Genomic DNA, 18,007 nt, shown 5'->3' on the forward strand with positions numbered 1-18,007 from the left:
GCGTCTGGCAAGCACCTGTCACTGCACGGACCCCAGATGCCTCAAGCCCCAAGCACCTCTGAAAGCTCCCAGTCATCAAGCGCCTGGAGCATCTTCCTGATCTTTCTGCGCCTGGGCCTGACCTCCTTCGGCGGCCCGGTGGCGCACCTTGGCTACTTTCGCGAGGAGTTCGTCCACCGCCGCCAGTGGCTCGACGAGCGCCACTATGCCGACCTGGTCGCGCTCTGCCAGTTTCTGCCTGGTCCTTCCAGCAGCCAGGTAGGGCTTGCCATTGGCTTGCAACGTGGCGGTCATCTTGGCTCCATCGCCGCCTGGGTCGGTTTTACCCTGCCCTCGGCACTGATTCTGCTGTTGTTCGCGCTGGGCATTGCCAGCTGGGGCGGCAACCTTCCGCAGGGAATACTGCACGGGCTGAAGATCGTTGCAGTGGCGGTGGTAGCCCAGGCGGTATGGGGCATGGCACGCAGCCTGTGCACAGACGCGTCTCGTATTGTGCTGGCGCTAGGCGCGGCCTTGATGGTGCTCATCCTGCCCGGGAGCCTCGCGCAATTGGGAGTCATTTTTCTGGCCGGTATTCTCGGGCTGCTGCTGTTTCGGTCAAGCGCTCCCGCATCGGCCACGAGCCTGCTGGAAAAGCATCGGCCCCTGCCGGGAATCATCACTCTGGCGCTGTTCTTTGCTCTGCTGGCAGGCCTGCCGTTACTGGCTGCCGCCTCCAATAACCAGGCGCTGGCCGTGCTGGATGCCTTCTACCGCACCGGGGCATTGGTGTTCGGTGGCGGCCACGTGATATTGCCGCTGTTACAAGCAGAAGTAGTACCCAGCGGCTGGGTCGACAAGGATGTGTTCCTCGCCGGTTATGGCGCAGCCCAGGCCGTACCGGGGCCACTGTTCACTTTCTCAGCCTTTCTCGGAGGATCCATGAGCGGCGGCTACGGTCCGCTGTTGAACGCCGCCCTCTGCCTGATAGCGATATTCCTGCCATCGTTCCTGCTGGTCTTTGGTGTCATGCCGTTCTGGGGTCGATTACGCAGCAGCCGGCATATGCAGGCGGCACTGGCCGGGGTGAATGCCGCCGTAGTCGGCCTGCTGTTGGCGGCACTCTACGATCCGGTATGGACCAGCGCCATCCACGATCTCAAGGATTTGGCCCTGGCCCTGGTTGCCCTGACAGCGTTGATGGTCTGGAAACTGCCACCCTGGCTGGTGGTACTGGCCGGCGGGTTCGTCGGCTGGGGGTTGAACTAGCTCAGCAGCTCATTGGCGACCCTTTCTCCAAGCTTTAGCCACTACGCTCGATGCGCCCATCGGAACGGGCCAGATAACCACTGCCATGCTCGCAGAGTAGGGCTGCATGCTCCGCTGCAGTAAGAGCTTCCAGCCCACCGCGTAAGGCATGCACGCAGAAACCCAGCTGCGTCAGGACAAAGACCGCATTGGCACTGCGCTTGCCGCTGCCGCAATAGCACAGATAAACCCTGTCCTTTTTCAACAGGCGCGCCTTGAGCCGCAACAAGTGTAAAGGCATGTTCAACGCCTGAGGCGCATGCCCCCGCTGATAGTCATCGAGCAATCGCACATCCAGCCACTGCCCGCCTTTTTCAATCAGCTGCTGTGCTTCCGGCAGGCCCAGTTCCGCTACCACCGGTGCCTTGAGCAGAGCAACAAAATCTTCACGAGCCAGCCGTAATACGCAGGCATCCTCGATCACCGTCAAGGTGGCATTACGCGGCCGCTCGGTCAGCAGGGCTTCCTCGCCGAAACAGGCGCCCTCCTCCAGTTCCGCCACCACCTGACGGTCGCTACCCAGTCCTGCTACCACCTCGATACGGCCCTGCTTGAGAAAGTAGCAGCAATCACCCACGTCCCCTTCGCGTAGCAGTACGTGGCCGGCGGGCAGTTGCAGGGACTCGAGCCTGTCGAGCATATGCCGCAGGTTTATCACCGGTACCCTGACGAACAGCGGATTTTCCAGAAGCACTTCGAGCCAGTCGGTCAGATCGCCAGCCAATGCCAATTCCAGCAGCAGGTCCGCATAAACCTGACTACGTGACACCAGGCGTTCCAGCTCGGCACTATCGACAATCAGCACCGTACTGGGCTGAATCGCTTCGACACGGATGACTCGAACTCCGGGCGAAAAGCCCCGGCAGTTCTCCGGCGAACCAGCGCTCATCACCCAACGATCACCTCCAGCCCCCTGCATTTCTAGTGCGCCGGAAAGTAGAAAGCAGGTCGTGTCGGCTTCGCTTGCGGCGCTGTCAAACAGCACCTCGCCGGGCAGTAGCAGACGTGACTCGGACTGACCGCTCAGCTGTAGCAGTTGTCGCGGTGACAGGGTATTGAGAGGGATCAGATGCTCTAGCTGATCCGGTTGCACTGGCGTGTTCATCCATGGATTCCACAATGCGTTGGCTAATGCAGGAGTTTGTCCAGCGCCGCCTGGGCGGCCCGCCGGCCCTGCAGACCTCCGGTGTGCACGAAGATGATTCGCGCCCCTCTGGCAAAGTAACCATCCCGCACAAGAAGGCGCAATGCCATCATGGCCTTTGCTGTGTAAACCGGCTCCAATGGCAGCCCGGTAATGTGCTCGACATCACAGATAAACTGCGCAAGTGGCGCGTCGAAGCGCCCGAACCCGCCCCGGCTGCCATCGACCAGCCGATAGCCTTCGTCGACCAGCTCGGCCTCTCTCAGCAATTTGCCAACGTTCTCAGCCACGCCATGGGACGGCGGCCCTGCCAGCGAGCCGTAGACACGCCGCTGTCGGCCCTGCCGTTGCTCGCCAATCACCAGCCCGGCCAGAGTCGTGCCGGTACCGGCCGCCAGCCACCAAGCGTCATAATCGTCCCAACCTACAGCCGACAATTGCCTGCGCACGTGATCCACCAATGGCACGCAGCCCAGAGCACCCGGCAAGCCGCCCCCGCCCTCAGGTACGCAGTAATATCCGCCATAACGCTGCAGCCAGTCATCGAAAAAGTCAGCCCGATGGCGCGCGCGATAGCCGCCATAACCCAGCCAATGCAGCTGCATGCCGAAGGCCTGTAGATCCTCGATGGTCGGTGTCGTTTGTTCCGCACCCCGTAGCAGGCCCACGGTAGCCATACCAAGACGCCTGCCAGCGGCTGCAAGGGCATGCAGATGATTGGAGTGTGGCCCGCCAAGGCTGATCAGGCCTTTTGCACCGGCATCTCGCGCGGCTTCCAAGTGACAAGCCAGCTTGAACCACTTGTTGCCAGAGAGCTCGGGGTCGATCAGGTCCAGACGCAGGATGGCCAGTTCAACGCCTGCTTCGTGAAGCCAGGGCAAATCCACGAGCTGCAGCGGTGCGTCGGGGAAATCCGGCCCTAGCGAGGGGATGTGAGGCAAGGTTCAGCTACCGGTGCGCAAGCGATCCTGCGAACGGTGCCTTGCGCAGCAGTTGGATACTCCGATGACAAAGCGGTTGGGAGAATCGACTTTGTCCAGCGGCATGTCGCAGCGCTCACCGCTCGGTAAGGCAACCACACAGCTCGGCTGCTGATAGTGCTGTACCCACTGGCGATACTGCTCATCGGAGACGCCACATTTGGCAGCGGCATAACCCTGTGGGTCCTGCTGGTAGCGGGCCAGATCCTGAGGGGCAACGGTCAGGTGGCCGGCGCCGGGATGATAAGCCACGAACTGTACGCCAAGTTCGGCCAGGCGCCGCAGGACTCGCTCGCCGCTGTTTTCAGTAAGCGTCTGGCACTGTTTACGCAGTTCTTCGATTTCTTCCTGCAACTGATGGTCGAGGTCGTTGCGGTAGGCCAGCTCCACATCACGAATGGAGATCTGCTCCTGATACTCAGCCACTGCAGCCGCCACCTGAATCTTCGTCTCGCGGTCAAATTGCGCCAGCGCGGCTTCAGCCTCCACACGACTGTTGTGCTCCAACTCGCGTAGCTGCCGGCTCATTTCCTCGCGCTTGCTCTGGAAGTCTTCAACCTGAGCGGCCAGCTCGGCGCGCAGGCGTGTGATGGTCTGTTCCTGCTCAAGCAGCTCGCGACGCAGCTGGGCGTTTTCCTCCTCTAACCTCGCCTGTTGCCTGGCAGCAATCTCGCGCAACTTGCTCAGCTCAATTTCCCGCTGGCGCTCGAGATTGGTGATGCGCAGACGCTGTTGCTTGATCAGCTGAGCAGCCTTGAAGCGCTGCTCCTGTTCAAGTTTTTCGTCCCGCCGTGCCTTGGCAGCATCCTTGGCATACCAGGTTTCCTCGGCCACCACCTGAAGGTGTTCGGGTGAAACCACAGGAGGCAGATCCTCCTCGACCAACAGGCCCAGCTGGTTGCGGCGGATGCGGTCACGCAACATGAACAGATGATTTCGCTCAGGGGACAGCTCCGGATCCCACAGATGCATCTGGTGCCAGGACACCGGGCACTGGCTACGGCAGGCCAGGCGAATCGGCCCTGCTCCCAGATCCGGTCCGCGACCGGTGCGTTCGGCCAAACTGCGCAGCGGGATGTTCCAACCGTCGTCCGCCGAGCCGTCTTCATTGAAATCCAGATAGAAAAAAACCGCCGCCCGTATCTGCAGGCGTGAGCTGACGAGCACATAGGCGACCCGCATCTGCTGGTCGGCGAATTCCGGCATGCTCACCATGCCATCAAGCAAGGCTTCAAATTCTGGGTAGAGCATTTCCTTGCAGATACCGGCATCGTTGAAAAACAGAACGGCTTCAACCGTCTGCGGTTTGATCTGCATGCTCGGCGTCCTCAAAGCTGGATGGCCTGTAGGTGCGGCCATTTCACGAGCCAAGAGTTTAGGTGAAAAAGCCTGATCGGCAATGTGACTGGGTTGGCAGGCCACCGGGTAGCAGCCTGCGTCAGCCAAACGTCACCCGCAAAGTGTGATCAAGTCCAGATGCCAATAAGCCATCACTCTCAAAAAGCGCTGGCTAGAGCGAACAGCGCCTCGAAGAGGCTGACAGGGATGTGTCCGGCAAGCGTTACCGTTGCCCGATCTTCGCCGTAACTTACAAGGCTGCAGCCAGACGCGAGCCCTGATCGATGGCGCGCTTGGCGTCCAGCTCCGTAGCGACATCCGCCCCACCAATCAAATGCACCTTGAGGCCACCCTGCTCAAGCTCGGCTTGCAGTTCGCGAAGCGGGTCCTGTCCGGCGCAGATGATGACGGTATCCACCGGCAACACCTGTGGCTCACCGCCAGCAACGCTAATATGCAGGCCGTCATCGTCGATCTTCAGGTACTCCACGGAGTTCAGCATCTGCACCTGCTTGTTTTTCAAGCCGGTACGATGAATCCAGCCGGTGGTCTTGCCCAGGCCGCTGCCGACCTTGGATTTCTTGCGTTGCAACAGGTACACCTGCCGCGCCGGAGCATGCGGAACCGGCGCCACGCCTGCTACGCCGCCGCGAGCCTGCAGGCCCAGATCGATGCCCCATTCCTTCCAGAACGCCTCGCGATCCAGGCTGGTGGACTGCCCGTCATGGGTGATGAATTCACTGACATCAAAACCGATACCACCAGCACCGATAACCGCCACCCGCTGACCCACCGGCTTGCGCTGCAGGATCGCATCCAGATAACCGATGACCTTCGTATGTTCGATGCCCGGAATCTCCGGCGTGCGCGGCACGATGCCTGTAGCAAGGATGACCTCGTCATAATCGGCAGCTAGCAGATCACTGGCACTGACGCGGGTATTCAGGCGCAGTTCGACACCACTGCGCTCGAGCTTGCCGGCGAAGTACCGCAGGGTCTCATGGAACTCCTCCTTGCCCGGCACGCGCTTGGCGACATTGAACTGCCCGCCGATCTCGCCGGCCGATTCGAACAGAGTCACCTGATGACCACGCTCGGCAGCGACACTGGCAGCAGACAGACCAGCCGGTCCTGCGCCAACCACAGCGATTTTCTTCGCCGCCACCACGGGGATGTAATTCAGTTCGGTTTCATGACAGGCCCGCGGGTTGACCAGGCAGCTGGTGAGCTTGCCGCTAAAGGTGTGATCCAGACAGGCCTGGTTGCAGCCGATACAGGTATTGATTTCGTCGGCACGGCCTGCTGCGGCCTTATTGACGAATTCCGGGTCAGCCAGGAACGGGCGCGCCATGGACACCATATCGGCGTCGCCCTCAGCCAGCACCTGCTCGGCGACTTCCGGAGTATTGATGCGATTTGTGGTGACCAGCGGAATCGTCACCTCGCCCTTGAGCTTGGCGGTGACCTTGGTGAAAGCTGCGCGCGGCACCTTGGTGGCGATGGTCGGAATACGCGCTTCGTGCCAGCCGATGCCGGTGTTGATGATGCTGGCGCCCGCCGCCTCAATGGCCTTGGCCAGGGTGACGATCTCGTCCCAGGTGCTGCCGCCCTCCACCAGGTCGAGCATCGACAAACGATAGATGATGATGAAGTTGGGGCCGACCGCCTCGCGCACGCGGCGGACAATCTCCAGCGGCAGACGCATGCGGTTCTCGTAGCTGCCGCCCCAACGATCGGTACGCTGATTGGTATGGGTGACCAGGAACTGGTTGATGAAGTAGCCTTCCGAACCCATGATTTCCACGCCGTCGTACTCGGCCTGCTGGGCAAGGCGAGCGCAGTTCACGAAGTCGCTGATCTGCTTCTCGATGCCTTCTTCATCCAGCTCGTGCGGTTTGAAGGGATTGATCGGCGCCTGGATGGCACTCGGCGCAACCTGCTTGGGGCTATACGCATAGCGTCCTGCGTGGAGTATCTGCATGCAGATCCTGCCGCCTGCCTCATGCACCGCCTGGGTAACGATCTTGTGCTTTTCGGCTTCCTCGGGGGTGCTCAACTTGGCAGCGCCGGCATACACCGCGCCTTCCTCGTTCGGACCCACCCCACCGGTAACCATCAGGCCGACCCCGCCACGAGCGCGCTCGGCAAAAAATGCAGCCATGCGCTCGAAGCCGTTAGGCAACTCCTCGAGCCCGGTGTGCATCGAGCCCATCAGAACCCGATTGCGCAACGTGATAAAACCCAGATCCAATGGAGCCAACAGGTTTGGGTAGGCGGTCATGTTCATTCCTCAATGGCAATTGCCGCGGCTCTCTGGGGCGCGGTCGGTATGCAGTGACAATAACCACAGCGCCAGGCACGCTCAATGATCGAAACTGACAACTGCCTAACCCTATTGCGCATGAGGCTTGGTAATAAAGTACCCTAGCCGCTAGTCTCGCCCTATCAAACCAGCAAAACCCACACGCATGCGTCTCCCCATCAAACCGCTTCTACTGACCCTGCTTGGCCTCGTGGCTCTGGTGGTTTACCTGAACTGGACCACTGACCGCCGAAGCGGCCCGCTGTTGTCCGACTTGCGCACGCTTCCGATCGAAAGCCAAGGACAGCCATCGACAGCGGGCAACCTGCTCGGCATCGAGGTGTACCTGCAACCAGCCGACTACCAGAGCCGCGACCGTCTGCGACTGAAGTTCGCCACCTACCTCGATCAAGCACGCGACGCCGGAATGATCGGCCCAAGGACCATCGTCGTGCTTCCCGAACATGTCGGCACCGGGCTATTCGCATTGGGTGAAAAGCCCGAGGTTCAGCAGGCTCGCACCCTGCGTGATGCCATGCAATGGATGGCACTGAGTAATCCCTGGGACTATCTGCGCGCCCAGTTCGACAACACCGGCGAAGATCGCCGCACCGAAGCGGTACTGCGGATCAAGGCTGCGCAGATGGCCGACGACTACCAGAACATCTTTGCCGACCTGGCCAGAACCTACGGCGTGACGCTGGTGGCTGGCTCAATCGTGCTGCCCGAACCGCGCCTGCAAGCAGGCCGCCTGACGACCGACATTGGGCCGCTGCGCCAGGTCAGTCTGGTTTTCAGCCCTCAAGGCGAATCCATGAGCCCGCTGCACTACAAGACGTCCCTAAGCCGCTATGAGCGCCGCTACAGCGAAGCCCCCGTCAGCGAACAGAGTGCCGTGCTAGACACCCCGGCTGGACGCCTTACGGTTCTGCTCGGCTGCGATGCCCACACCCGCGGCATGCCGCCGCAAACCGAGCTACTGGCCGTACCGGGCGCAGTTGAAGACCCCGACGATTGCGCAGCCCAAGTGCAGAACCCGGACATTCCGCGTATGGCCGTACGCACCCTTGGCCTGCCCTGGAACCTTCTCGGCTCGCCACGAAAGCCTGCACGCCGAACTCATAACGAGCCCGTACAGATACGCAACCTATGGCTGACGGAGCGGCCATGAAGCCGCAGCGCATACGCCTGGGTGATCTTTCCGTGGGTTTCGTCTATAGCCTGGAAAGTGCCCTGCGCGAGCGACATATAGATCCGCAGCCGCTGCTGCACGCCTACGGCCTGGATAGCGCGCGACTGGCCGATCCCCATGCGCGGCTGTCCATCCCCCGCTATATGCGCCTTGGCCATGCAGCCATCCAGCTGACTGGCGAGCCTGCGCTGGGGCTGGATATGGGCCGATTGCGCAAGGCCGGCCACCTTGGCCTCGTGGGCATCGCTGCGACCCAGGCGCCAACCGTACGTGAAGCCGCACGGACACTGATCCGCTTCGAGCGTTTATACGCTTCCAACTACCGCGGCACATCGGAGTTTCTTGAGGATGCCGAGGGCGCCTGGCTGCGCTTCTATTCCATCAGCCCGTACAACCAGTACAACCGCTTCGTCGTGGATACCGTACTGGCCAGCTGGATCACGCAGCTGTGTGCCGTCGCCGCGCAGCCGTTACAAGCCAGTTCGGTAATGATCGAATTCGATCGTCCCGATTACGCTGCCCGGCATGATGCGTTTTTTGGAATGCAGGTGGCGTTCGGTTGCGAACACAATCAACTGCGACTCGATAAGGCCAGCCTCGCACTGCGCAACCCTGAACACTGCCCGGGCGCCTGGCAGCAATTGTTGGAGTTGAGTGAAACGGCCCTTGAGCAACTCACCCGGACCACAAGCCTGAGCGAGCGCGTCGCACAGATGCTGGCGCAGATGCTCAAGGGCCAGGAGCCGGACCTGCAACAGATTGCTCAGCGGCTGCAACTGCCGGCCTGGACGCTACGCCGACGACTGACCGAGGAAGGCAGCAGCTATCGAACCATCCTCAACGACACCCGTCGCGACCTGGCCATGTCGTACATCCGCGACACCGAGCTGGCCTTCGGTGAAATCGCCTGGCTGCTCGGCTTTTCCTCAGCGGAAGCCTTTCAGCGCGCGTTCAAACGCTGGAGCGGGCAGACGCCCGGTGAATTTCGACGCAGGCAGCGGCGTGCCGATACCTGAATGAACGCAGGTGCGGTTCAGATTGCTCTGTGTTTCTGAGGAAGCTCACTTTGTAAAACTGGACTTGTCCACGAGCTCTTCTATTACCTTACAAGTCCGCTCCAACCGGGCTGGGCCCTTCAAAGCTCGAAGGCATCCTCGGCCGGCTCCAGCACGTCCTGCTCGGCGGCGCGCAATTCCAGTAGCTCGTCCAAATAGTCATCCATAGCGGAATCCTCATAAGGGGTTTTAGTTCTTCACCCTGGGTACTACAAGGTCCGTGCCATTGTGACCAGTCTTGATGACAGATCCATGATTTCGCTCAAGGCGTGGTCAGCCCGGCGGCGGCCATGAACTGACGCAGCACCCACGCCAGCCCGCCTAACGCCAGCACGCTGGCGCACCAGAGCGTCACCAGCCAGGCCAGCCGCTGCCAAAGCGGCCTTGCACCACCAGAGTGTTTTTCAGGCATGCGTTGCTCCATGGCGGTGCAAATCAGTGATAGCCGTCATCAGGGCTGACCTTGCCGCGAAACACGTAGTAGCTCCAGGCGGTGTAAACCAGAATGATCGGAATGATGAGCAACGCGCCGACCAAGGTGAAACCTTGGCTCTCGGCCGGCGCGGCAGCCTCCCAGATGGTCACGGAAGGCGGGATGATGTTTGGCCAAAGGCTGATGCCCAACCCGCTATAGCCCAGAAAGATCAGAGCCAGGGTCAGCAGGAACGGCGAATAGTGAGCGTATCGCGCGATCGCCCGAAGCAGCCCGAAAGTGCACAGGAGTACCAGGATTGGCACCGGCATAAAGAACACCAGGTTCGGCATGCTGAACCAGCGCTCGGCAATGTCCGGGTGAGTCAGTGGCGTCCAGATGCTGACGATGCCCGTTACCGCCAGCAGGGCCCAGACCAACGGAATGCCGATGTCATGCATGCGCCTTTGCAGATCGCCGGTGGTCTTCATGATCAACCAGGTGCAGCCCAGCAAGGCATAGGCCACGATAAGCGCGACACCGCAGAACACCGAAAACGGCGTCAGCCAGTCCAGCGCCCCGCCGGCGTAGGCGCGGCCTTCCACCGGAAAACCGTGAATGAACGCGCCCAGTGCCACACCTTGAAAAAAGGTTGCCACCAGCGAGCCGCCGATAAAGGCCTTGTCCCAGATGTGCTGTCGATCGGCATTGGCCTTGAAACGAAACTCGAAGGCCACGCCGCGAAAGATCAGCCCCATGAGCATAAAGATGATCGGCAGGTAGAGCGCCGACAACACGACCGAATAGGCCAGCGGAAAAGCGGCAAACAGTCCGGCACCTCCAAGTACGAGCCAGGTTTCGTTGCCGTCCCAGACGGGCGCTACAGTATTCATGGCCACGTCGCGCTCGGAGGTGTCGGCAAGGAACGGGAAGAGAATGCCAATACCCAGGTCGAAGCCGTCCATCACCACGTACATCATGATCCCGAAGATGATAATCACGGCCCAGATCAGCGAAAGGTCGATGCCCATATTCAGTTCCTCTCCCCCAGATCGTCGCCCTGCTCGTGCGAAATCGCTTCATCCGCTGCCGAGATAGGCCGCGCCGGCGTGCGCTGCTCGCCGGGACCACCGACGCCCTTGCTCTTGCCTTCGTGCGGCACCGGCCCCTTGGCGATCAACCGCAGCACATAGATGATGCCGATGCCAAATACCGCGAAATAGATCAGCACGAACAGGGCCAGCGTCAGCCCCAACTGCTCGGCACTGTGGCTGGAAACACCCTCGGATGTGCGCATCAACCCGTAGATGATCCACGGCTGCCGACCGATCTCCGTGGTGAACCAACCGGCCAGAATCGCGATCAGCCCGGACGGCCCCATAAACAGCGCCAACCACAGGAACGGTCGCGACTCGAACAGCCTGCCGCCACGACGCAGCAACAGGCTCCACACGCCGGTAGCGATCATCAGCAGCCCCAGCGCCACCATGATGCGGAAGGTCCAGAACACGATGGTCGAGTTGGGACGATCTTCCGGCGGGAAATCTTTTAGCGCCGGCACCGGCTCGGTAAGGCTGTGCTGGAGGATCAGGCTGCCCAGATAAGGAATTTCCACCTTGAAGCGGGTCTCCTCGCGCTCCATGTCCGGCCAGCCGAACAATATCAGCGGCGTCGGCCCGCCTTCGGAGTTGTCCCAATGCCCTTCCATGGCGGCGATCTTCGCCGGCTGATGCTCCAAGGTATTGAGGCCGTGAAAGTCACCCACCAGCGCCTGGATCGGCGCCACGATCAGCGCCATCCACATGGCCATGGAAAGCATCTTGCGGATGGCCGAGTTGTTTTTGCCGCGCAGCAGGTGCCAGGCAGCCGAGGCACCCACCATAAACGCAGTCGCCAGAAACGCCGCGATTGCCATATGCGCCAGGCGGTACGGGAACGAAGGGTTGAAGATGATCGCAAACCAGTCCACCGGCACCACGATGCCGTCAATGATTTCGTGGCCCTGCGGGGTATGCATCCAACTGTTGGACGCCAGGATCCAGAAGGTCGAAATCAGCGTGCCGATCGCCACCATGACAGTGGAGAAGAAGTGCAGCCCCGCCCCAACCCGATTCCAGCCAAACAGCATCACGCCGAGGAAGCCGGCCTCCAGAAAGAATGCCGTGAGCACTTCGTAGGTCAGCAAGGGGCCGGTGACACTGCCGGCAAACTCGGAAAAGGCGCTCCAGTTGGTTCCGAACTGATACGCCATGACGATGCCGGAAACCACACCCATGCCGAAATTGACGGCAAATATCTTCAGCCAGAAATGATAGAGGTCGCGGTACACCTCGCGCCTGGTCTTGAGCCACAGCCCCTCCAGCACTGCCAGGTAGCTCGCCAGACCAATGGTGATCGCCGGGAAAATAATGTGAAAGGAAATGGTGAAAGCGAACTGGATACGCGCAAGCTCAAGCGCTTCCAAACCAAACATTGCCATCTCCCTCGTCAGTGAACCGTCTAGGCATTACTGACAGCGGAAAACCGCGAGGGTGCAGCGCAAATGCGGATCTACCGGATATCCCTTTGCTGCCCTGGGAAGACAAGCGCGGGAATAACAGCGAATACGTAAAGCCAGAACCGGCCAGAACATCTTTGCTAAATCCAAGCAAAGGGCACCACGCCGCCGCCCACACCGGAACCTGGCGACGCGCGCTTATACAGACTGCTGCGACCGGGCCAGCATGAACAGCTATCGGCTAAGCCACCGAGGTTCAGCCGATCAATTGAGGCAGTACCTCACCAGCCAAGCCTTCGATGCCCCAATCGCCCGCCTCCAGCTCCAGCTGTGGATTGATGTGCAGAATCTTTGCCCCTGCCCGGCGGGCTATGGCCGGCAATTCAGCCGCCGGATAGACCACGCCCGAGGTGCCCACCACCATCAGCAACTCAGCCTCCTGCGCTGCTTTGAATGCGCTTGCCAAGGCTGATTGCGGAAGCGATTCGCCAAACCAGACAACACCCGGACGCAATAGGCCGCCGCAATGCTGGCAGCGCGGCGGCTCCACTGCGCGACCCTCCTCTGGTTCATTGGGCGTCGCTAGCGCTGTTGCGGGCTGCCGGGCACAGGCAAAGCAGCGCGGCTGCTGCAGCGAGCCATGCAGGTGAATGACCCTGTCGCTCCCCGCGCGCTCATGCAAGTCGTCAACATTCTGGGTGATCAAGATCATTTCCGGCTTACGCTCGGCCAATCGAGCAAGCGCCCGGTGAGCCGGGTTCGGCTGGGCCTGCATGACTTTCATTCGCCGCCACTCGTACCACCCCCACACCATGGCCGGATTGCGGCTAAAGGCCTGAGCGCTGGCCAGCTCCATGGGGTCGAATCGGCGCCAGAGCCCGGTCAGTGGATCACGAAAGGTCGGGACGCCGCTTTCCGCTGAAACACCGGCGCCAGTCAGCACTACGATCCGATCCGCCGCCTTCAGCGCCTCAGCGGCTAGTGCCAGAGTCGTCATAGTGTCCTCCGCAGTTCAGGGTGTACTGCAGATGATGCCGCACTGCCGGCTCGATACGGTAGGCGCCTGGATTGGCAACCGCCTGAAGCGCGTTGCCAACCGAGCAGAAACGAAAAAGCCCTTGAGCTTTCGCTCAAGGGCTTTTGATATGGCGCAGTGGACGGGACTCGAACCCGCGACCCCCGGCGTGACAGGCCGGTATTCTAACCGACTGAACTACCACTGCGCGTCGGCCGGACTTGCGTCCGATCACAAGGCTGCCCTGCGTTGCATTTGGCTATCACCCCGTGAGGCGCGCAATTTACGCATCCCCTCGGATCAAGTCAACAGCCCGGACGCTTTTTTATTGGAAACAACGGCCTTTTGCGATCACAACCGGAATTCAACCTCAATCGGGCACCTTTTTCCGGAAAAACAGTCAGTTGCACTGGCATGCCCTGGTGTTCACGCAGTGATCTAGATTCTGTTCACGCTACCGCCAGCGATGCCCGCACGCCCCGCCAGCGCCCTGCTGCTGGCACGGGTTGTTAGAACCCGGTTACGGAGCACCCGCTTGGCTTTCCCCACGGCACTGCACAAGGCAAACCGGCATGCGCCGCTGATCGTGAGCGCGGTCATCCTTTTGCTGTTCGGCCTTTATCTCGCCGGCCGTATCAATGAGTGGCTGCAGCTTGAGCACACTCCGCCCACTGCGACCTCCGGCACCAGCCAGTCCGCCGATATGGCGCTGGACATTCAGCGTATGGAAAGCCTGTTTGGCGCTCCACCCGAGCGCGCCCAAACCCAGCAGACCTCATCAGGCTCTGAACTGACCCTGCATGGCAGCTTCGTGCACGCCGACCCCATTCGCTCCACTGCCATCGTTCAGCGAGCAGGCCACCCACCTCAGCTCTACCGGATTGGCGAAGAGCTCGAACCCGGCCTGAGCCTTCACAGCGTTTATCCCGACAGGGTCGATGTGCTGCGCGACGGCCAGATCGAGACGCTGCTTTTCCCCAGCACGCGCTCCGCCCCGGCTCAGACGGACTACAGTGAACAAGCCACACCAGCGGAGCAGCCCGACCCGCAAGTAGAGATGCTGCAACAACAGCTCGACGCCCTCCATCAGCAGACGGGGGGCGATACCGCGCCGACCGAGGACGCGCCCGCTGATCAACCCGCCACGGAAGATGACTGATGCCGCCTTATTCCTCTCGCTCGCTCATCGCCCTAGTTGCCGCTGGGCTACTTTGCGCACCCCTGCCGGCATTAGCCGCCGAACCTGTCAGCGCTCCAGCCGAAGCGCAGCAGGATGGCTGGACGATCAACCTCAAGGACGCCGATATCCGCGCGTTCGTGGACCATATCAGCCAGCTCACCGGACAGACCTTCATCGTCGACCCCCGTGTTCGAGGCCAGGTCAGCGTAGTTTCATCGACCACCCTGTCGCTGGCCGAGGTTTACCAGCTCTTCCTCTCCGTGATGGCCACCCACGGCTACAGCGTCCTGACTCAGGGCAACGTGGCGCGCATCGTGCCGAATGACGAGGCCAAGACCGAAGCCGGCGGCGGACCACGCGGCGGCGCCCTGCTGGAAACACGGCTCATCCAGGTGCAGCACACCCCGGTCAGCGAGCTGATCGAGCAAATACGTCCACTGATTCCGCAATATGGCCATCTGGCAGCTGTCAGCTCGGCCAACGCGCTGATTATCAGCGACCGCAGCGCCAATATTGCTCGCCTGGAGCAGCTGATCCGCGAGCTGGATCGTGCCCAGACCGGTGATCACAGCATCGTCGATCTGCAATACGGCTGGGCTACGGACATCGCGGAAGTCCTGCGCAATACCCTTGCCCGCGGCGAAGCCCAGGATACCGCTGGCTCTCAGATCATCGCCGACTCACGCACCAACCGGCTGATCTTTACCGGGCCAGAGCAGGCCCGGCGCAAGCTCGCCAGCCTGGCGAAAACCCTGGACACCCCGAGCACCCGCTCAGCCAACACCCGGGTGATTCGTCTGCGTCACAACGATGCCAAATCCCTGGCCGAAACCCTTGGCGACTTCTCGGAAACATTGGCCATGCCGGCCGACGGCGAGATGATCAACGGGCGCACACAAAACACCCTCATTCGCGCTGATGAAAGCCTCAACGCACTGGTGATGCTGGCCGAGCCGGAGCTGCTCGGCATGCTCGAATCCATCGTTCGCCAACTCGATATCCCGCGCGCGCAGGTTATGGTCGAAGCGGCCATCGTCGAGGTCTCCGGCGATATCACCGATGCACTGGGCGTACAGTGGGCAATCGATGGCCGCGGCAGTGCGGGCGGTGCCGGCGGTGTGAGCTTCGGTAATACCGGGCTCTCCATCGGTCGCGTGCTGAACGCGATCAACGACAACGAAATTCCCAGCAACCTGCCCGACGGCGCCATCATCGGTATAGGCACGCGCAGCTTCGGCGCGCTGATCACCGCGCTGTCGGCCAACAGCAAGAGCAACCTGCTGTCGACGCCCAGCCTGCTGACACTGGATAACCAGGAGGCGGAAATCCTCGTCGGTCAGAACGTACCTTTTCAGACCGGCAGCTATACCACCGATGCCTCAGGGGCGAACAATCCCTTCACCACCATCGAGCGGCAAGATATTGGTGTCACGCTCAGGGTTACGCCACACATCAATGAGGGCGCTACGCTGCGCCTGCAGATAGAGCAGGAAATCTCCTCCATCGCGCCCAGCGCCAGCCTGACCGCACAGGCGGTCGACCTGGTCACCAACAAGCGCTCGATCAAGACCACCATCCTTGCCGAGGATGGTCAGGTGATCGTGCTCGGTGGACTGATTCAGGATGACGTGACCCGCACCGACTCCAAGGTGCCGCTGTTGGGTGATATTCCGTTTTTGGGCGCACTGTTTCGCTCGACCCAGGAAACCCATATCAAGCGCAACCTGATGGTGTTCCTGCGTCCCACGGTGGTCCGCGACCGCGCCGGACAGGCCGCCTTGGCCGGGAAGAAATACAGCGACATCAGAGTCATCGAGACCGGATCCGGCAGCCCAAGCATCCTACCCTCAACACCCGAAAGGTTGTTCGATGGCCAAGGCCAGCCGGCGCCTGCCATCGACTTGCGTCCCGAGTCTGCAGGGCGCAGTAGCGGCTCTGCCGCCCAGCCGAGTGCGCCAGCCTTTACCCCTGCTGCGCCTCGTACAACGGAGTCTGCGCCTGCGAGAACGGGCTGGGCAGTGCAGCTGGCCAGCATGAGAAATGCCGAAAATGCGGCAGCGCTGCGCGACCGGCTGATCGCCGAAGGCTTCGATGCATATGTGCAGAGCAGCTCCGGCCTGCATCGCGTATTCGCCGGCCCGGTCAGCGAACGCAGCGAAGCCAATCGCTTGCGGGCTCAGCTATCCGAAGAGCAGAGGCTGGATGGCTTTGTCGTACAACTGAGAGGGCGTTGAAAGGCGCTCGGTACTCGGAGCAATACTGAGCCCTGAAAGTTACGAAGGGTAGCGAACTTGTCCCCGAGCTTTACCTGACGTCCAGCCGGCAAAAACTCGGACAAGTCCCATCCCGCAAAACAGCTGCGGGCCCGACAGGCCCGCTTTCTGTCAGAGCGCGGCCAGCCCCCGGGCCAAGTCTGCCTTGAGATCTTCGAGGTCTTCCAGCCCCACGGCGACGCGGATCAGGCTGTCACGAATTCCCGCCGTAGCGCGCTCTTCTGCCGAGAGGCGGCCATGGGTAGTGGAACCCGGATGGGTAATAGTCGTCTTGCTGTCACCCAGGTTTGCCGTGATGGAAACCAGTCGGGTCGCATCGATGAATCGCCAGGCAGCTTCCTTGCCCCCCGCCACATCGAAACTCAACACGGCGCCAAAGCCTTTCTGCTGCCGCTTGGCCAGTTCGTGCTGTGGATGACTGGCAAGGCCTGCGTAGTAAACCTTCTCGATACCCGGCTGCTGCTCCAACCACTCGGCCAGTGCCAGAGCGTTGGCGCAATGGGCCTGCATGCGCAGACGCAGGGTTTCCAGACCCTTGAGAAAAACCCAAGCGTTGAACGGGCTCAGAGTTGGGCCTGCAGTGCGCAGGAAACCCACCACTTCCTTCATCTGTTCGGCACGCCCGGCGACCACACCACCCAGGCAGCGACCCTGGCCGTCGATATATTTGGTCGCCGAATGAATCACAATATCGGCACCCAGAGCCAGCGGCTGCTGCAGGACCGGCGTACAGAAGCAGTTGTCCACCGCCAGCATCGCACCCTTGGCGTGACACAGCTGCGACAGCGCCTCGATATCCACCAGCTCGGCCAGCGGATTGGACGGCGATTCGACGAATACCAGACGGGTATTGGCCTTGAAGGCAGGCTCCCAGGCAGCGACATCGACCAACGGTACGTAATCGACTTCGAGCCCGAAGCGTTTCAGGTACTTCTCGAACAGCGACACGGTGGCCCCAAAGACGCTGCGCGACACCAGCACATGATCGCCGGCCGAACACAGGCTCATCACCGTGGCGAGAATTGCGGCCATGCCCGAAGCAGTTGCCACCGCCTGCTCGGCCCCTTCCAGAGCGGCAATGCGCTCTTCAAAGGCACGTACGGTGGGGTTGGTGTAACGGGAATAGACATTACCCGGCACTTCACCGGCAAAGCGCGCCGCCGCATCGGCGGCACTGCGAAACACATAGCTGGAGGTAAAAAACAGCGGCTCGCCGTGCTCACCCTCTGGCGTGCGGTGCTGGCCGGCGCGCACAGCCAGCGTGTCCAGGCCAACGCCGGAAAGATCACTATTCAGCCGGCCGGCGTCCCATTCATCAGTCATGATTTCATC

14 protein-coding genes and 1 tRNA gene are annotated in these 18,007 nt (G+C 61.2%); 5 read left to right on the plus strand and 10 right to left on the minus strand.

The window, feature by feature from the left end; all coding sequences use genetic code 11:
- Nucleotides 1–36 precede the first annotated feature (36 nt).
- Entirely contained in the window at nt 37–1,248 is a 1,212-nt protein-coding gene (gene chrA / locus BN1079_RS05455) for a chromate efflux transporter (protein ID WP_037022903.1), read from the plus strand.
- A 34-nt stretch (nt 1,249–1,282) separates the two neighbouring features.
- Here chrA and BN1079_RS05460 read toward each other — a convergent pair whose 3' ends face one another.
- The 4 genes from BN1079_RS05460 to BN1079_RS05475 form a co-directional block, all read right to left on the minus strand.
- A complete protein-coding gene (locus tag BN1079_RS05460; protein WP_037022904.1) occupies nt 1,283–2,392 on the minus strand; it encodes a cyclic nucleotide-binding domain-containing protein in 1,110 nt (369 codons plus the stop codon).
- Between the two features lie 23 nt (nt 2,393–2,415).
- A complete protein-coding gene (locus BN1079_RS05465) occupies nt 2,416–3,363 on the minus strand; it encodes a 1-aminocyclopropane-1-carboxylate deaminase/D-cysteine desulfhydrase (RefSeq protein ID WP_037026633.1) in 948 nt (315 codons plus the stop codon).
- A 12-nt stretch (nt 3,364–3,375) separates the two neighbouring features.
- Entirely contained in the window at nt 3,376–4,728 is a 1,353-nt protein-coding gene (locus tag BN1079_RS05470; RefSeq protein WP_037022905.1) for a chromosome partitioning protein ParA, read from the minus strand.
- A gap of 271 nt (nt 4,729–4,999) precedes the next feature.
- Nucleotides 5,000–7,030 carry an NADPH-dependent 2,4-dienoyl-CoA reductase gene (locus BN1079_RS05475; RefSeq protein WP_037022906.1) on the minus strand — a complete coding sequence of 677 codons (2,031 nt, stop codon included), beginning with the start codon at nt 7,028–7,030 and terminating at the stop codon, nt 5,000–5,002.
- Between the two features lie 187 nt (nt 7,031–7,217).
- Here BN1079_RS05475 and BN1079_RS05480 point away from each other — a divergent pair, with 187 nt between their 5' ends.
- Together BN1079_RS05480 and BN1079_RS05485 are read left to right on the plus strand one after the other, a co-directional pair.
- Complete coding sequence (locus BN1079_RS05480) at nt 7,218–8,222, plus strand: carbon-nitrogen hydrolase family protein (RefSeq protein ID WP_037022908.1); 1,005 nt, start codon at nt 7,218–7,220, stop codon at nt 8,220–8,222.
- The gene (locus BN1079_RS05485; protein ID WP_037022911.1) at nt 8,219–9,259 is read left to right on the plus strand and encodes an AraC family transcriptional regulator; all 1,041 of its coding nucleotides are present in this window, start codon (nt 8,219–8,221) and stop codon (nt 9,257–9,259) included. Before BN1079_RS05480 ends, BN1079_RS05485 begins: the two co-directional genes overlap by 4 nt.
- 301 nt (nt 9,260–9,560) lie before the next feature.
- On the opposite strand, the gene BN1079_RS05490 is transcribed toward BN1079_RS05485, so the two are convergent.
- The 5 genes from BN1079_RS05490 to BN1079_RS05510 all read right to left on the minus strand — a co-directional run bounded on the left by BN1079_RS05490 (nt 9,561) and on the right by BN1079_RS05510 (nt 13,430).
- Nucleotides 9,561–9,710 carry a DUF2474 domain-containing protein gene (locus tag BN1079_RS05490; protein WP_037022914.1) on the minus strand — a complete coding sequence of 50 codons (150 nt, stop codon included), beginning with the start codon at nt 9,708–9,710 and terminating at the stop codon, nt 9,561–9,563.
- A 23-nt stretch (nt 9,711–9,733) separates the two neighbouring features.
- Nucleotides 9,734–10,741 carry a cytochrome d ubiquinol oxidase subunit II gene (gene cydB, locus BN1079_RS05495; RefSeq protein WP_037022915.1) on the minus strand — a complete coding sequence of 336 codons (1,008 nt, stop codon included), beginning with the start codon at nt 10,739–10,741 and terminating at the stop codon, nt 9,734–9,736.
- Nucleotides 10,742–10,743: 2 nt separating this feature from the next.
- A complete protein-coding gene (locus tag BN1079_RS05500) occupies nt 10,744–12,183 on the minus strand; it encodes a cytochrome ubiquinol oxidase subunit I (protein WP_037022916.1) in 1,440 nt (479 codons plus the stop codon).
- A gap of 280 nt (nt 12,184–12,463) precedes the next feature.
- On the minus strand, nt 12,464–13,204 hold the full coding sequence (locus tag BN1079_RS05505; protein ID WP_037022918.1) for an SIR2 family NAD-dependent protein deacylase: 741 nt from the start codon (nt 13,202–13,204) through the stop codon (nt 12,464–12,466).
- 149 nt (nt 13,205–13,353) lie between these two features.
- Nucleotides 13,354–13,430: transfer RNA gene (locus BN1079_RS05510), tRNA-Asp, on the minus strand.
- A gap of 327 nt (nt 13,431–13,757) precedes the next feature.
- On the opposite strand from BN1079_RS05510, the gene BN1079_RS05515 reads away from it, so the two are divergent.
- Nucleotides 13,758–14,381 (plus strand): type II secretion system protein N, encoded by a 624-nt coding sequence (locus BN1079_RS05515; protein WP_037022919.1) that lies wholly within the window; start codon nt 13,758–13,760, stop codon nt 14,379–14,381.
- On the plus strand, nt 14,381–16,636 hold the full coding sequence (gene gspD, locus BN1079_RS05520) for a type II secretion system secretin GspD (protein WP_037022920.1): 2,256 nt from the start codon (nt 14,381–14,383) through the stop codon (nt 16,634–16,636). The genes BN1079_RS05515 and gspD overlap by 1 nt, the downstream gene beginning before the upstream one ends.
- 150 nt (nt 16,637–16,786) lie before the next feature.
- Here the strand turns inward: gspD and BN1079_RS05525 are convergent, their stop codons facing one another.
- Nucleotides 16,787–17,998 carry an O-succinylhomoserine sulfhydrylase gene (locus BN1079_RS05525; protein WP_037026635.1) on the minus strand — a complete coding sequence of 404 codons (1,212 nt, stop codon included), beginning with the start codon at nt 17,996–17,998 and terminating at the stop codon, nt 16,787–16,789.
- Nucleotides 17,999–18,007 lie beyond the last annotated feature (9 nt).

Source organism: Pseudomonas saudiphocaensis, assembly GCF_000756775.1.
GTDB lineage: Bacteria > Pseudomonadota > Gammaproteobacteria > Pseudomonadales > Pseudomonadaceae > Stutzerimonas > Stutzerimonas saudiphocaensis.

Excerpts from the sequence above, each read along its gene's own strand:
- chrA (WP_037022903.1), top strand. The coding sequence starts at position 37 with ATGCCTCAAGCCCCAAGCACCTCTGAAAGCTCCCAGTCATCAAGCGCC.
- BN1079_RS05460 (WP_037022904.1), bottom strand. The coding sequence starts at position 2,392 with ATGAACACGCCAGTGCAACCGGATCAGCTAGAGCATCTGATCCCTCTC.
- BN1079_RS05470 (WP_037022905.1), bottom strand. The coding sequence starts at position 4,728 with ATGCAGATCAAACCGCAGACGGTTGAAGCCGTTCTGTTTTTCAACGAT.
- BN1079_RS05475 (WP_037022906.1), bottom strand. The coding sequence starts at position 7,030 with ATGACCGCCTACCCAAACCTGTTGGCTCCATTGGATCTGGGTTTTATC.
- BN1079_RS05480 (WP_037022908.1), top strand. The coding sequence starts at position 7,218 with ATGCGTCTCCCCATCAAACCGCTTCTACTGACCCTGCTTGGCCTCGTG.
- BN1079_RS05485 (WP_037022911.1), top strand. The coding sequence starts at position 8,219 with ATGAAGCCGCAGCGCATACGCCTGGGTGATCTTTCCGTGGGTTTCGTC.
- BN1079_RS05490 (WP_037022914.1), bottom strand. The coding sequence starts at position 9,710 with ATGCCTGAAAAACACTCTGGTGGTGCAAGGCCGCTTTGGCAGCGGCTG.
- cydB (WP_037022915.1), bottom strand. The coding sequence starts at position 10,741 with ATGGGCATCGACCTTTCGCTGATCTGGGCCGTGATTATCATCTTCGGG.
- BN1079_RS05500 (WP_037022916.1), bottom strand. The coding sequence starts at position 12,183 with ATGTTTGGTTTGGAAGCGCTTGAGCTTGCGCGTATCCAGTTCGCTTTC.
- BN1079_RS05505 (WP_037022918.1), bottom strand. The coding sequence starts at position 13,204 with ATGACGACTCTGGCACTAGCCGCTGAGGCGCTGAAGGCGGCGGATCGG.
- gspD (WP_037022920.1), top strand. The coding sequence starts at position 14,381 with ATGCCGCCTTATTCCTCTCGCTCGCTCATCGCCCTAGTTGCCGCTGGG.
- BN1079_RS05525 (WP_037026635.1), bottom strand. The coding sequence starts at position 17,998 with ATGACTGATGAATGGGACGCCGGCCGGCTGAATAGTGATCTTTCCGGC.